The organism is Haemophilus sp. SZY H53, from assembly GCF_054332375.1.
In genome coordinates this window covers 129,715-143,551 of sequence record NZ_JBTGNV010000005.1, presented here as the reverse complement: position 1 = coordinate 143,551, position 13,837 = coordinate 129,715, and the positions used below count along the sequence as shown (strand labels likewise).

Here is a 13,837-nt window from a genome sequence, read left to right as displayed (position 1 = left end):
CTTTCAGGTATAATCAGCCCCAATTTTAACAAATTAACGCAAAATAATGAATTTATCCCCATTTGAAGAATTCGATCTTTCCCCTGAATTATTAAAAGCCTTAGAAAAGAAAGGCTACACTCGCCCAACAGCCATTCAATTAGAAGCGATTCCTGCTGCTATGGAAGAGCGTGACGTGCTCGGTTCTGCACCAACAGGCACAGGCAAAACAGCTGCATTTTTATTGCCGGCAATTCAGCATTTATTGGATTATCCTCGTCGTAAACCAGGCGCACCTCGCATTTTAATTTTAACGCCAACCCGTGAATTAGCGATGCAGGTTGCAGAGCAAGCGGAAGAGTTGGCACAATTCACGCATTTGAAGATTGCAACCATTACTGGCGGTGTGGCGTATCAAAATCATGGGGAAGTATTTAATTCAAATCAGGATATCGTGGTGGCAACACCAGGGCGTTTATTGCAATACATCAAAGAAGAAAACTTTGATTGTCGTGCGGTAGAAATGCTGATTTTTGATGAAGCAGATCGCATGTTGCAAATGGGCTTTGGCCAAGATGCGGAGAAAATTGCCGCTGAAACGCGTTGGCGTAAACAAACGCTCCTTTTCTCAGCGACATTAGAAGGGGAGCTATTAGTTGATTTTGCCGATCGTTTATTAAATGACCCAGTCAAAATTGATGCTGAGCCAAGTCGTCGTGAACGCAAGAAAATCAACCAGTGGTATTATCACGCCGATAGCAATGAACATAAAATTAAGTTGCTTTCGCGTTTTATCGAAACCGAAAGCGTGAGTCGCGGCATTGTGTTTGTCCGTCGTCGCGAAGATGTACGAGAACTTTCTGAAACCTTGCGTAAACGTGGCATTCGTTCTACTTATTTAGAAGGCGATATGGCACAAACTCAACGTAATAATGCTATTGATAAACTGAAATCGGGAGTGGTTACTGTGTTAGTGGCCACTGATGTGGCTGCTCGCGGGATTGATATCGATGATGTGACACATGTCATGAACTTCGATTTGCCTTACAGCGCAGATACGTATTTACATCGTATTGGTCGTACGGCTCGTGCAGGGAAAAAGGGTACTGCTGTTTCTTTTGTGGAGGCTCATGATTATAAATTGCTCGGTAAAATTAAGCGCTACACGGAAGAACTGTTGAAAGCACGTATTTTAGAAGGATTAGAGCCTCGCACTAAACCACCGAAAGATGGGGAAGTAAAATCCATGTCTAAAAAGCAAAAAGCGCGTATTAAAGAAAAGCGTGAAGAAAAGAAAAAATCAGAGGTGAAGAAGAAAGCCAAACTTCGTCATAAAGATACGAAAAACATTGGTAAACGTCGTAAACCAAGCGCAGAAAAAACAGCCGAGGAATAATAAAAAACAACCGCACTCATTAAGTGCGGTTATTTTTTTGACTATTTATTGACTTGACTACCGATTACGCCACCTAATGCGGCACCGCCTAATGTGGTTGCGGTATTACCACCAAGCATATAGCCTGCTGCGCCACCGATAGCTGCGCCAGTTGTTGTATTTTTTTGAGTACGACTCATATTTCCACATGCTGCAAGAGAAATAACAGTCATCGCGATAAGAAATGATTTTCCAATTAATTTCATAGGATCTCTCCGTGTTTAACATATAAAACTATCCATTGTGATAGTAATCCATAAGACAAATAGAGATGAGTGAAAGTTCAGAAAAATGCGTTTTTCGGTATTTTTCTGAACAATTAAATATCTTGAATGTTAATCTTTAGCTTGATCTAATACTTTAGCAACCACTTTCAAATATTCAATTGCCAAACTATGATGCCCTGTACTGGCATTAAACACTAAATCTTCACTTAATACGCCACAAGGCATATCCTCTGGGATTTTACCGTCCTCATAAGCTTGATAATCTTCTCGCCAGTCACCATCAAAATAATAGTGTTCTAAGGTTTTCATTTTGGGTAAGAAGGCTTGCCATTTTTCAAGAAATTGTTCCGCGTCAGCTAAGAAACTCTCCGCTTCATTGAGAAGGTTTTCCATTTCTGAAATTTTATCTAAGCGTGATTGAGGTAACATAGCTTTCTCCAAAATAAGGTAAAAATAAGCCGCACTTTATGCGAACAAAGTGCGGTAAGTTTATCATACGTTTTTAGACTTACACATCATAAGTCGTTGATGCGGTATTACCGCCACGACCGGTCCAGTTGGTGTGGAAGAATTCGCCACGTGGTTTGTCAGTACGCTCGTAAGTGTGCGCTCCAAAGTAGTCACGCTGAGCTTGCAGAAGATTTGCTGGTAAGCGAGCTGACGTGTAGCCGTCTAAGAAGGTAATCGCAGACGCCATACATGGCATTGGAATACCCACTTCGATAGATTTTGCCACCACTTTACGCCAGTCACTTAATGCGTTTTCTAAAATGCCTTTGAAGTAACTATCTGAACCTAAGAAGATTAAATCTGGATTTGCTTCATATGCATCACGAATGTTACCTAAGAAACGGCTACGAATGATACAACCTTCACGCCATAATAACGCCGTTGCACCGTAGTTAATATCCCAACCAAATTGTTCAGAGGCTTCACGAATAAGCATAAAACCTTGTGCGTAAGAAATGATTTTTGAAGCCAATAATGCTTTACGCACCGCTTCAATCCAAACTTTTTTGTCACCTTCAACTGGAGTAACAGTTTTATTGAATAATTGATTTGCTGCAACACGTTGATCTTTAAATGAAGAAACACAGCGTGCAAAGACGGATTCAGTGATTAAGGTTAATGGAATACCAAAATCTAAGGCGTTGATACCCGTCCATTTACCTGTCCCTTTTTGGCCAGCTGTATCTAAGATTTTTTCTACTAACGGCTCACCGTCGGCATCTTTATACCCAAGAATGTCAGTGGTGATATCGATTAGATAACTATCAAGTTCAGTTTTTTTCCATTCTGAGAAGATGGCTTGCATTTCGTCATAACTTAAGCCTAAACCTTCTTTTAAGAATTGGTAAGCTTCACAGATTAATTGCATATCGCCATATTCGATACCGTTGTGAACCATTTTCACAAAGTGGCCAGAGCCTTCACCGCCAACCCAGTCACAGCAAGGCTCACCTTGTTCGGTTTTAGCAGAGATTGCTTGGAAGATAGGTTTAACATATTGCCATGCTTCTTGATTACCGCCTGGCATGATGGATGGTCCATGACGCGCACCTTCTTCACCGCCAGAAACACCCGAACCGATAAAGCGGATGCCTTTTTTAGCCAATGCTTTTACACGACGGTTGGTATCTGGGTAGTTTGAGTTACCGCCATCAATAATGATGTCGCCTTCTTCTAAGTGCGGTAATAATGCCTCAATGAATTGATCCACCACATCACCCGCGCGCACCATTAACATCACTTTACGTGGTTTTTCTAATTTAGAAGCTAAATCTTCTAATGAGTATGCGCCGATAATGTTGGTGCCTTTTGCCGCACCTTGCAAAAATTCATCCACTTTTGACGTGGTACGGTTATATGCCACAACTTTAAAGCCATGATCGTTCATATTTAAAATGAGGTTTTGCCCCATTACGGCTAAGCCGATAACACCGATGTCGCCTTTTACTGACATTGTTTTCTCCTGTTGATAAGAGGAATCGCCTACTGTAATTTGTTATGATGTTACTGGTAGGCTAATCCTATATTGTGTTTAATTTGATTATTTTTGCATAATGTAATGCATTTCTACATTTTTCGCTTTTGCTGCTTTTCCTAGATCTGCTTTATCGCTTTCACTATCTCCAACAAGGTATAAAGATACATCTTTGCCGACCTTTTCTGCATTATTTAGTCCATACATAGCAACTGCTTTATTCACAGATTGACTGTTCCCTGCAATTCCGATATGTAAATTATCTGTAGCTAAAAGAGATACGAGTCGTTTTCCTGAAGTACCACCTGCGGTTCTAATCGTTGCTACAAGCATTCCATTTGAAACTGGGTTTCCTGCTTCTGGAACTTGAAGCATTACTGAGCGATTATCTTTTGGCATTTGTGCCGCTAACTGATTTAAAGATGGCCCAGATGAACAAGCAAATAACAAAGTTGAAGTAAGTAGTACAAACAATTTTTTCATTTTTGTCTCCATATCATTCTAATAAATTAACTCTTCATCCACGCACTCATGTGTTGCGTAAACCCAATATGCGGATAGTAATCCACCGCTTGCGGAGCAGATAAAAGCACAATTTTTGCTTGAGGATGTAAGGCTTGTTTAGTATGTTCAATTAACTGTAAACCGATACCTTGTTTTTGATATTGTTCATCAACTGCTAAATCAGATAAATAACAGCAATAGGCAAAATCCGTCACCGAACGCGCCACACCCACTAATCGTTCACCATCCCAAGCGGTGACTAATAAATCCGCATGATGCAACATCGCTGCGATGCGTTTTTCATCCTCTAACGGACGGCGTGCCCCTAGCGTTGTTTTATTTAGCAGTGCAATAAATTGTTTAACTGAAATCGGTTCATTCACTTTGTAGTCTATCATTTTGCAAGCCTGTAATATTTGATACTCAACTTGTTATAGCAATTTAGCTGCTGCTTTATCCAAATACCATTCCGTCACCCCATTTTTTGATTTAATTTTGGCAGCAGGGTAAGGCAGATTTTCTGCAGGAGTCGTTTGGATTTCTTTTAAAATATCCGCTTTGCTTTCGCCGGTAACCAAATAGGTAATGCGTTTGGCTTGTTCAATGAGTTTGGCTGTTTTAGAAATGCGAATTTGACCACTTTCAGGGTGTTTTGCAATGACAGCTAGATTTTCATCATCAAAATTGGTTTGATGTGGGAAGAGAGACGCGGTATGACCGTCTGTTCCCATACCTAAAATAATCCAATCAAAAACACCGTTTGGAATGACCGCACTTAATTCTTCTTCGAAACGTTTTAGCTCAAAGTGCGGTTCATTTTCACCACGAATTCGATGAATATTTTCTGCTGGAATTTGAATGTGATCAAATAAAAGTTTTTGCACTTCACCATAGTTACTTTCAGGATCAGATGGCGGAACCATACGATCATCTCCCCACCAAAAATGCAGATTTTTCCAGTTAATTTGTTCTACATAAGGCGCTTTGGCTAAGGTTTTGAATAACAACTTAGGCGTTGAACCACCAGAAAGGGAAATATGCACAGGGTGAGTTAATTGGCTATAAATCACAAATTCTTGTGCAATTTTATCGACTGCGTGTTGAGCTGTTGGGAAGCTGATAGAGTTCATTGATTTTCCGTAAGATGGGCTTTAGCCCACAATTTATTATATTCTATATTAACAGAGGTGGGCTTTAACCCACCCTACATTAGATTAATTAAACTTTTTTCTTCATTAAACCTGTCGGTTTACGCCACACTTTGCCTTGTTTTGCAATTAATTTATCGGCTGCCACAGGGCCCCAAGTACCCGCTTCATATTCGTGAATACGCCCACCATTCGCTTTGTAATCTAAAATCGGTTGCACAAATTTCCATGCGGCATGCACAGCATCAGTACGAGCAAACAAGGTTGCATCGCCTTTCATCGCATCTAACAATAAGCGTTCATAAGCGGTTAATACTTGCGCGCCTGCTAAATCTGCATAACGGAAATCCATTGATACTTCTTTCGCTTCAAAACCTGCGCCTGGTTTTTTCAAACCAAAACGCATTGAAATCGCTTCATCAGGTTGAATACGAATAATCAATTTATTCTCTGGTGCATTTTGGCTGAATACAGGATGTGGTGTAGTTTTAAAATGAATCACAATCTCTGTCACACGTGCCGGCAAGCGCTTACCTGTACGTACATAGAAAGGTACACCTGCCCAACGCCAGTTTTCGATTTCACAACGTAAGGCCATAAAGGTTTCAGTGCGAGAGTTAGCTGGTACGCCTTTTTCTTGTAAATAGCCTTTGACTTCTTTGCCATCAATTTCGGCTGCGGTGTATTGACCAAGCACTAAGTTGTGTTCAACATCATCTTGCGTTAATGGGCGTAAAGAATGCATGACTTTGGCTACTTCATCACGCATTGAGTTCGCATTGATGATTGCAGGAGGTTCCATGGCAACCATGGCTAAAACTTGTAATAAGTGGTTTTGGAACATATCACGCATTGCACCGGATCCATCATAATAACCACCACGCTCTTCTACACCCATTGATTCAGCACCGGTAATTTCCACATAATCAATGAAATTACGGTTCCAAAGAGGCTCAAACCACCCATTTGAGAAACGTAAAACAAGTAAGTTTTGTACAGTTTCTTTACCAAGATAATGATCAATACGATAGATTTGATGCTCTTCAAAGAAACGATGAATTTGAACGTCGAGTTCTTGCGCTGTTTTTTCATCGTAACCAAAAGGTTTTTCGACAATAATGCGCTTCCAACCCTCTTTTTCTGTATTTAAACCGTGAGCTGCAAGGCATTCTGGAATCACACCATATAAGCTTGGTGGCGTTGACATATAGTAAAGGGTATTGCCATTCGTTTGATATTTAGTATGTAATTCTTCTAAACGAGGTACTAATTTACCGTAATCAGCCGCATCAGATGTATTTATGGCTTGATAATAGAGATGGCTACAAAAAGCGTCTAGCGTTTCTGGCGTAGTTTCTTCTGTTTTAAGTAGCGCTTCACGCATTTTTTCACGGAAAGTGTCATTGTTTAATTCTGAGCGCGCGACACCCAATACAGAAAATTGGTTCAGGCGACCAAATTTGAAAAGATTGTAAAGTGCTGGAATGAGTTTACGGTGGGTTAAATCACCAGAAGCACCAAAAATCACGATACAGTTATTATTCGTTTGCATATTATTCCTTATTGTTCCGAGTCGGTTATTTTAAATAATGTAATATATTACTGCACTTTACCAATCGAACCAATCAATTAAATTGAAAGACAGATGCCCAATTTTGTGTATTATCTGACACCATCACAAAGTTTGGATTAATTAAACTTTCACGCTGGTTATAGGTAAGTGGCTGAAATTGTGGATCGAAAATTCTACCATTGATTTCAGCTAATAAAATTTCAGCGCCTGCAGTGTCCCATTCGCCGGTTTTGCCGAGGCGAATATAGCAATCAACCGCTCCTTCTGCGACTAAGCCACTTTTTAAACTACTTGAACCGACCACCGTAAATTCGCATGACAAATTCTTCGCTAAAATTGACCGCACTTTTTCTTGCGAAGTAGTTGCGCCTACGGCGATTTTTAAAGGTTTTGTGAGATCAATTTTTCGTGGTTGTAAGGCTTTTATCTCTTTGTCGGTTTGTTTAAAAGCCCCGAAACTTTTCATGGCGTAATAAGTGATATTTAGAATAGGAAAGTGAATGACGCCAAGTATAGGTTGGTGGTTTTGCACGAGTGTAATTAAGACCGAAAATTGATCCGTGCGATTAATAAATTGCTGAGTGCCATCAAGGGGATCGATCAACCAATAGGTTTGCCAAGTTTGACGTTGTTCAAACGGAATATTGCAATTTTCTTCTGAGAGAACAGGAATATCAGGGAAAAGAGCGGTTAGTTTTTCGATTAAAAACTGGCTGACAAATAAATCTGCTTCTGTCACAGGTGTGTTATCCGATTTAGTTTGTATTGCCACATTCTGTTGATAAAAACGAGCCAAATGTTTTCCCGCTTCATTGGCGAGCGAGCGAACTTGATCGAGAAGAGATTGAGATAATTGCATAATTTTCTCTTATAAAAATAGGCTATCGGAAGATAGCCTATGGTGATTGATTATTGGGCTTTTTTCGCTCGTAGCACACGAGAAGCGAAAATGACGATACCAAAGATAAATACGGCAAGACCGAGTAATTCACCCATATTATCCCAGTTTTCTAACGCTAAGGCTAATGGCGCTTCAGAACCGCCAGATGTCACAGAAGCCGCGATAATGAAGGCTAAGATAACACCCATTAAGCTTTCGCCCACGATTAAACCGGCAGCGAAAAGTGTACCAAAACGTTCAGCTTTTTTCTCCACTTCAGTATTGTGAGTTCGTTTTGCATAGTTCTTAATATGACGAGAAATAAGCCATGCCATCACGGCACCAACTACAACTGGCATATTAATTGATGGTGGAAGATAAATACCAATACCTACTGCTAAAACAGGTAAGGCAAAGCGACCGTTGCTGGTTTTACGCATAAATGCATCAACAATGATTAACACCACACCCAAACCTACACCACTTAAAATGTAAGTCCACTCTAATTGGTTGGTGAAAATACCTTTTGAAATAGTGGTCATAATGGTTGCTTGTGGTGCAGAAAGTGCTTGTGTTGGATCCATATCTGGACGAGGTAATGCACCCGTGAAACCATAAGCGTGGTATAAAATCTCTAATACCGGCGCAATCACTAATGCACCAACAAAACAACCAATAATCAATGCAACCTGTTGTCTCCAAGGGGTGGCTTCAACTAAAAGACCGGTTTTTAAGTCTTGTAAGTTATCGTTTGAAATGGTTGCTGTGGTTAATACGATAGATGCGGTGAATAAGGTCAATGCGGTTAAGAATTTTTGACCGTCTGCCGTTTCAAATAAACCACTGCTTTTACCAATTGTCACTAAAACAAGTGAAATCACGATAACGGAAATAATTCCGATACCTGAAATTGGGCTAGAAGATGAACCAACTAATCCCGCCATATAACCCGATGCCGCTGCGACGAAGAAGCCAATTAGCACCGCAAGTACAGTACAAACTACCACTAATAACACGGCAAGTTCAGCAGAGATTGGTGCGGCTGCAACGAAGTGATATAAGGAAATCACGATTAATACGACAGTCGCCAACAAAATATAAATAATGGTTTTTGGTGATAAGTCGATATCAATACGATGTTCGGATTGTGCTTGTGAGCCTTTTAACATACGGAAAGAATGAATCATTCCCTCAATCATTGGTTTGAGAAGGATTAATAATGTCCAGATTGCAGCAATACCGATAGTGCCTACACCAATAAAGCGAACTTTGGTTTTCCATTCCGTCATCGCATAACTTACAATAGAAGCATCGGTTGGCATATCACCTGTCGCCGTGAAATAAGGTACAGCTACACCCCAAGCGAGAAATGTTCCAAATAACATTGCAAGACCGCCTACAATACCAATTAAATAGCCGGCACCAACTAATGCGAGAGAGAAGCCCATCGGTAGTTGAAAAGCCGCCTTACCATTGGAAAACCAGGCACTTGCGCTATCAGACATGACACGTAATGCGTTTGTTAAGAATGCAACAACACTTGCAAAAATACCGCCGTAAGCGATATCTTTTACACCGCTATCGTTTTCATTATTGTTACCTGCTTTTAAAATTTCAGCTGCTGCCACACCTTCAGGATAAGGCAGGTCACTGTTCACCACCATTGCACGACGTAATGGAATGGTAAATAGTACGCCTAAGGTGCCCCCAGAGGCGCAGATAAGCACAGTTTGCCAGAATGGGAATTCCTGCCAGTAACCCATCATTAACAGGCCTGGAAGAACGAAAATAACAGAAGACAAGGTCCCCGCTGATGAAGCTTGGGTTTGCACCATGTTATTTTCTAAGATACTGGAATCCTTGAAGAATTTTAAAATTGCCATAGAGATTACGGCAGCTGGGATGGAGGAGGCAAATGTCATCCCTACTTTAAGACCTAAATAAACGTTAGAGGCAGTGAAAATCACTGTGATTAACGCACCGAGGAATATTCCTCGAAAGGTCAATTCTTTTAAATTATCATGCAACATAGATTGTCCTATTTATTTTGAAAAATGACTATACATTCTCAAAAAAAGAATATTTATTCAAGTTTTATTTAAAGTTAATTACTTATGATTAGAATTTATCTAAATTTCTTCGAGTTATTTACGTTTTTTTAAATAATCTAGCAAGGTATAAAGTGCGGTTAAGTTTCTTGCTTCATTAAATTCGTCACTCACCAATAATGTGTCAAGTTGAGATAAAGGGTAACGCACGATTTCTAATGGCTCTGGTTCATCTCCTTCTAGTTGATTTGGATATAAATCTTCACCCAATAAAACGTGCATTTTATGACCCATGATTTGTGGATTGATCTTCATCGTGCGTAAAAATGTCCATGTTTTTGCCCCAAAGCCAATTTCTTCCTGCAATTCGCGATTAGCACTTTGTTCGGGCGTTTCTCCCGTATCCATTCCACCTTTTACAAAACCTAATTCATATTGTTCCGTTCCAACAGCATATTCGCGAATCAGGAGAAGATCCTCTCCATCAATGGCAATCACCATCACGGAATCTCGATTGAAAGGGCGAAAACATTCGTAAGTGCGGTCAATTCCATTGGAGAATTTGAGATCAACAGCTTGAATTTCAAACAGGCGAGATTTTGCCACGGTGGAAATGGAAAGAATATATGGAAGTTGTTTTTTCATGATATTAGCCCTATTATCTTAATTATTGGCTCATCATACGCAAAGTGAGAGAAATAGGAAGAGTTATGGCAGAAAATAACGAAGTACGATTAGATAAATGGCTTTGGGCAGCACGTTTTTACAAAACTCGTAGCATTGCGAAAGCGATGATTGAAGGGGGCAAAGTCCATTACAATGGTCAACGAGCCAAAGTAAGTAAAAATGTAGAAATCGGTGCCATGATTAAGTTACGTCAAGGCAGTGATGAAAAAGAAATTGAAGTGATTGCCTTGAGTGACCAGCGCCGAGGCGCCCCTGAAGCTCAATTGCTTTACCAAGAAACGGCACAGAGTGTGAAAAAACGCGAAGAAATGGCATGGGCGAGAAAAAATAATGCACTTTCGATGCCACATCCTGATCGTCGTCCAAACAAAAAAGAACGTCGAGATTTATTGAAATTTAAACACCAAGATGAATACTAGAAAATAAAAATGCAGATCAAGGTGATTTGCACTTTTTTTATCTGTCTGAAACCATTTTAATTTTTAAAAAGCTCCTGGGAATATGCTAAAATTTTTCTGTTTCCAGGAGCTTATTTATGTCAGAACTCACCTCTAATCAATATTTAATCATCATTGCCGTGCTGGTGTTTATCAGCATTGTGATGCTTTTTCTATTAAGCCGCAGCAAACGAGATACGCAAGAATTACAACAAGACCTCAATAAAACCATCGGCGATTACAATCAATTAGCTGAGCGTTTTGACTCCTTAAGCGGAATCAAAAATCAATTAGAACAACAAGCCGTGAAAGCGCAAACGCATGCGGAAGGCTTGCAAATTCGTCTTAATGAACGTGATGAAAAAATCCAATATTTAGAAAAAGAATTGGATGAAGAACAGCGCCGACACGATCAAATTGGCGGGCAAATCACCGCATTAAAAGAACGCTTTGGGATCGCATCCGCACAAGCCGAAAGCTTACAAGGTCAATTACAACAAGCGCAAGAAAATGTACTTAGAAAAGAACAAGAGCAGCAAAAAACGCAGGAAAAATTGACCGCACTTTCACAAGAATTAACGGAGTTGAAAACCACTCTTTCCGAAAAAGAAAAGCATTTTGCCGAACAGCAACAGCATATTGAACAATCCAAACAACAACTAGGCGTAGAATTCCAAAATCTGGCCAACCGCATTTTGGAAGAAAAAAGCCAATCCTTTAATCAAACCAATCAAACGGCATTGGAAACCTTGTTGAAGCCTTTCCGAGAACAAATCGAAGGCTTTCAAAAACGGGTCAATGAAATCCATTCGGAATCGGTGAAAGGTAATGCGGGCTTAGAAGCAGAAATCAAAAAGGTGTTGGAAATTGGCTTAAATATGTCGCAAGAAGCCAATAATTTAACTTCTGCGCTAAAAGGGGAAAAGAAAACCTTAGGCAACTGGGGAGAAGTGCAACTTGAACGCGCACTTCAACTTGCGGGACTCATTGAAAACGTGCATTACAGTGCGCAGGCCCATTTTAAAGATGAACAAGGCGGTCGAAACTATCCTGATTTTGTGCTTAATCTGCCCGATGAGAAAAACATCATCATTGATAGCAAAATGTCATTGAATGCTTACGAAAGTGCGGTCAATTCTGAGGATGAATTTGAACGTGAGCGTTTACTAAGGGAGCATATTAAAGCCCTGAAAAATCACATTGATGACTTGCATCGCAAGGATTACAGCAATTTGATTGGCATGCGCAGTCCTAATTTTGTCTTGATGTTCATTGCAGTGGAACCCGCTTATATTGAAGCCTTAAAATTAGATCCAAATCTATTTAATTATGGCTACGAGAAAAATGTGATTATGGTTTCACACACGACTCTCATGCCAATTTTACGCACAGTGGCGAATTTATGGCGTATCGAACGCGGCAACGCCGAAGCAAAAGAAATCGCAGAAAAAGCAGGTGAAATTTACAACCAGATTTGCTTGGTGGCAGAACGTTTAAACAAACTGGGTAACACCCTTTCTACCGTGAGCAATCAATACAACAGCACCGTCACCGCCCTTGTGGGGCAACAAGGTTTAGTGGGGAAAGTGGAACGCTTTAAAGACTTGTCAGCGAAGGCTAACAAGAGCATGCCAAACGTTGAATTACTCAATAATGACGTAGATTTAACACGTCTATCTCTTATCACTAACGAGAACGGGGTAAAATAAAGCATACCTGTTGAATTTTTCTTTAAAAGCGGCTATTTACTTAGGTTTAATTGTCGTACAAGGTATCTATGCCTACAAGTTTGTGAAAAACTTGTGGTATCTCATCACCAATGTTAATGAAATGGATGCAGACACCATTATGCTCACCGTACATCAATCTCATTGATGTAGTGATGATTGCGAACTTATTGGTGATGGTGACATTAGGCGGTTATGAAATTTTCGTCTCAAAACTACGCACGAAAAATCATCCGGATCAACCTGAATGGATGAGCCATGTGAATGCGACCGTGCTGAAAGTGAAGCTTTCTATGTCAATTATCAGCATTTCGTCTATTCACTTATTGCAAACCTTTGTGAATGCCTCAAAAATTCCTGAAAAAACAATTATGTGGGAAGTAATTATTCATTTTGCTTTCTTGATTTCAGCAATTGCGATGGCTTATACCGACAAAATTCTGTACAGTACAAGCCATAAAAATCATTAATAAAAAAGTGCGATCAAACTTGATCGCACTTTTTTGTCTCTAGATTAAGATTAGTGACCGCCGCAACCACAGCCGCCATGACCGTGTCCGTGATCATGATCGTGTTTATGACCGCCGCCACAGCAACCGCCGTGTCCATGATCGTGATCATGGTCATGGTGGTGATGACCGTGACCGCCGCAACCACAACTGTGACCATCTTCGTCATCGTGATGGTGGTGATGATCGTGTGCACCATGTACGTGACCGTGAGCAATTTCTTCTAATGTTGCTTCACGAGTGCCAACAACTTCAACAGTGAAGTGTAATTCTTGACCCGCTAACATATGGTTACCATCAACTACCACTTCATCGCCATCCACTTCAGTGATCACAACAGGAACTGGGCCGATGTCTGTATCTGCTAAGAAACGCATACCAACCACCACTTCATCAACGCCTTGGAATACCTCTTTTGGTACACGTTGAACCATGTTTTCATTGTATTCGCCGTAGCCTTCTTCAGGTTGAACACGCACTTCAAATTTGTCGCCAACGTCTTTACCTTCTAAGGCATTTTCAAGGCCAATGATTAAGTTATTGTGGCCTTGTAAATATTCTAATGGTTGATTTGCAGGTGCTTCATCAACTAATACACCGTCTTGAGTACGTACTTGGTAAGCGATACTCACAACCGTATTTTTTGCTACTTTCATCTTGTTTTCCTTATTAAAAAAATCGTCGTTCATTGTATAGAAA

General features: G+C 40.3%; 14 protein-coding genes and 1 pseudogene. 4 read left to right on the top strand and 11 right to left on the bottom strand.

Annotated elements, in window-relative coordinates; genetic code table 11:
- Positions 1 to 46 precede the first annotated feature (46 nt).
- The gene (gene srmB, locus ACXVWB_RS06490; RefSeq protein WP_458485247.1) at positions 47 to 1,375 is read left to right on the top strand and encodes an ATP-dependent RNA helicase SrmB; all 1,329 of its coding nucleotides are present in this window, start codon (positions 47 to 49) and stop codon (positions 1,373 to 1,375) included.
- Positions 1,376 to 1,416: 41 nt separating this feature from the next.
- On the opposite strand, the gene ACXVWB_RS06485 is transcribed toward srmB, so the two are convergent.
- The 10 genes from ACXVWB_RS06485 to nudE form a co-directional block, all read right to left on the bottom strand.
- The gene (locus ACXVWB_RS06485) at positions 1,417 to 1,620 is read right to left on the bottom strand and encodes a surface antigen (protein ID WP_049363959.1); all 204 of its coding nucleotides are present in this window, start codon (positions 1,618 to 1,620) and stop codon (positions 1,417 to 1,419) included.
- A gap of 129 nt (positions 1,621 to 1,749) precedes the next feature.
- On the bottom strand, positions 1,750 to 2,070 hold the full coding sequence (locus ACXVWB_RS06480) for a DUF4298 domain-containing protein (protein ID WP_049357286.1): 321 nt from the start codon (positions 2,068 to 2,070) through the stop codon (positions 1,750 to 1,752).
- A 79-nt stretch (positions 2,071 to 2,149) separates the two neighbouring features.
- Positions 2,150 to 3,604, bottom strand: coding sequence for a decarboxylating NADP(+)-dependent phosphogluconate dehydrogenase (gnd, locus tag ACXVWB_RS06475; RefSeq protein ID WP_289902152.1), 1,455 nt, complete (start codon positions 3,602 to 3,604; stop codon positions 2,150 to 2,152).
- 87 nt (positions 3,605 to 3,691) lie between these two features.
- Positions 3,692 to 4,108 (bottom strand): hypothetical protein, encoded by a 417-nt coding sequence (locus ACXVWB_RS06470; protein WP_289902151.1) that lies wholly within the window; start codon positions 4,106 to 4,108, stop codon positions 3,692 to 3,694.
- Positions 4,109 to 4,134: 26 nt separating this feature from the next.
- Positions 4,135 to 4,527: a GNAT family N-acetyltransferase gene (locus ACXVWB_RS06465; RefSeq protein ID WP_126470165.1), complete on the bottom strand. Its 393-nt coding sequence runs from the start codon at positions 4,525 to 4,527 to the stop codon at positions 4,135 to 4,137.
- A gap of 33 nt (positions 4,528 to 4,560) precedes the next feature.
- The gene (gene pgl / locus ACXVWB_RS06460; protein WP_289902150.1) at positions 4,561 to 5,259 is read right to left on the bottom strand and encodes a 6-phosphogluconolactonase; all 699 of its coding nucleotides are present in this window, start codon (positions 5,257 to 5,259) and stop codon (positions 4,561 to 4,563) included.
- Between the two features lie 88 nt (positions 5,260 to 5,347).
- Complete coding sequence (gene zwf, locus ACXVWB_RS06455) at positions 5,348 to 6,829, bottom strand: glucose-6-phosphate dehydrogenase (protein WP_126470169.1); 1,482 nt, start codon at positions 6,827 to 6,829, stop codon at positions 5,348 to 5,350.
- A gap of 73 nt (positions 6,830 to 6,902) precedes the next feature.
- Entirely contained in the window at positions 6,903 to 7,712 is an 810-nt protein-coding gene (gene cysQ / locus ACXVWB_RS06450; RefSeq protein WP_289902169.1) for a 3'(2'),5'-bisphosphate nucleotidase CysQ, read from the bottom strand.
- Positions 7,713 to 7,759: 47 nt separating this feature from the next.
- On the bottom strand, positions 7,760 to 9,760 hold the full coding sequence (locus tag ACXVWB_RS06445) for an OPT family oligopeptide transporter (protein WP_289902149.1): 2,001 nt from the start codon (positions 9,758 to 9,760) through the stop codon (positions 7,760 to 7,762).
- Between the two features lie 114 nt (positions 9,761 to 9,874).
- Positions 9,875 to 10,423 (bottom strand): ADP compounds hydrolase NudE, encoded by a 549-nt coding sequence (gene nudE / locus ACXVWB_RS06440; RefSeq protein WP_289902148.1) that lies wholly within the window; start codon positions 10,421 to 10,423, stop codon positions 9,875 to 9,877.
- Between the two features lie 65 nt (positions 10,424 to 10,488).
- Between nudE and hslR the strand changes: the two genes are divergently transcribed.
- From hslR to ACXVWB_RS06425, 3 genes and pseudogenes are all read left to right on the top strand, one after another.
- On the top strand, positions 10,489 to 10,884 hold the full coding sequence (hslR, locus tag ACXVWB_RS06435; protein WP_128787968.1) for a ribosome-associated heat shock protein Hsp15: 396 nt from the start codon (positions 10,489 to 10,491) through the stop codon (positions 10,882 to 10,884).
- Positions 10,885 to 11,000: 116 nt separating this feature from the next.
- On the top strand, positions 11,001 to 12,611 hold the full coding sequence (gene rmuC, locus ACXVWB_RS06430; protein WP_289902147.1) for a DNA recombination protein RmuC: 1,611 nt from the start codon (positions 11,001 to 11,003) through the stop codon (positions 12,609 to 12,611).
- A 22-nt stretch (positions 12,612 to 12,633) separates the two neighbouring features.
- A pseudogene (locus tag ACXVWB_RS06425) lies at positions 12,634 to 13,099 on the top strand (TIGR00645 family protein); the annotation flags it as partial.
- Positions 13,100 to 13,149: 50 nt separating this feature from the next.
- Here ACXVWB_RS06425 and slyD read toward each other — a convergent pair.
- Entirely contained in the window at positions 13,150 to 13,794 is a 645-nt protein-coding gene (gene slyD, locus ACXVWB_RS06420) for a peptidylprolyl isomerase (RefSeq protein WP_289902146.1), read from the bottom strand.
- Positions 13,795 to 13,837: the final 43 nt, after the last annotated feature.

Excerpts from the sequence above, each read along its gene's own strand:
- ACXVWB_RS06480 (WP_049357286.1), bottom strand. The coding sequence starts at position 2,070 with ATGTTACCTCAATCACGCTTAGATAAAATTTCAGAAATGGAAAACCTT.
- nudE (WP_289902148.1), bottom strand. The coding sequence starts at position 10,423 with ATGAAAAAACAACTTCCATATATTCTTTCCATTTCCACCGTGGCAAAA.
- rmuC (WP_289902147.1), top strand. The coding sequence starts at position 11,001 with ATGTCAGAACTCACCTCTAATCAATATTTAATCATCATTGCCGTGCTG.
- slyD (WP_289902146.1), bottom strand. The coding sequence starts at position 13,794 with ATGAAAGTAGCAAAAAATACGGTTGTGAGTATCGCTTACCAAGTACGT.
- srmB (WP_458485247.1), top strand. The coding sequence starts at position 47 with ATGAATTTATCCCCATTTGAAGAATTCGATCTTTCCCCTGAATTATTA.
- pgl (WP_289902150.1), bottom strand. The coding sequence starts at position 5,259 with ATGAACTCTATCAGCTTCCCAACAGCTCAACACGCAGTCGATAAAATT.
- ACXVWB_RS06485 (WP_049363959.1), bottom strand. The coding sequence starts at position 1,620 with ATGAAATTAATTGGAAAATCATTTCTTATCGCGATGACTGTTATTTCT.
- ACXVWB_RS06470 (WP_289902151.1), bottom strand. The coding sequence starts at position 4,108 with ATGAAAAAATTGTTTGTACTACTTACTTCAACTTTGTTATTTGCTTGT.
- zwf (WP_126470169.1), bottom strand. The coding sequence starts at position 6,829 with ATGCAAACGAATAATAACTGTATCGTGATTTTTGGTGCTTCTGGTGAT.
- ACXVWB_RS06445 (WP_289902149.1), bottom strand. The coding sequence starts at position 9,760 with ATGTTGCATGATAATTTAAAAGAATTGACCTTTCGAGGAATATTCCTC.
- hslR (WP_128787968.1), top strand. The coding sequence starts at position 10,489 with ATGGCAGAAAATAACGAAGTACGATTAGATAAATGGCTTTGGGCAGCA.
- gnd (WP_289902152.1), bottom strand. The coding sequence starts at position 3,604 with ATGTCAGTAAAAGGCGACATCGGTGTTATCGGCTTAGCCGTAATGGGG.
- ACXVWB_RS06465 (WP_126470165.1), bottom strand. The coding sequence starts at position 4,527 with ATGATAGACTACAAAGTGAATGAACCGATTTCAGTTAAACAATTTATT.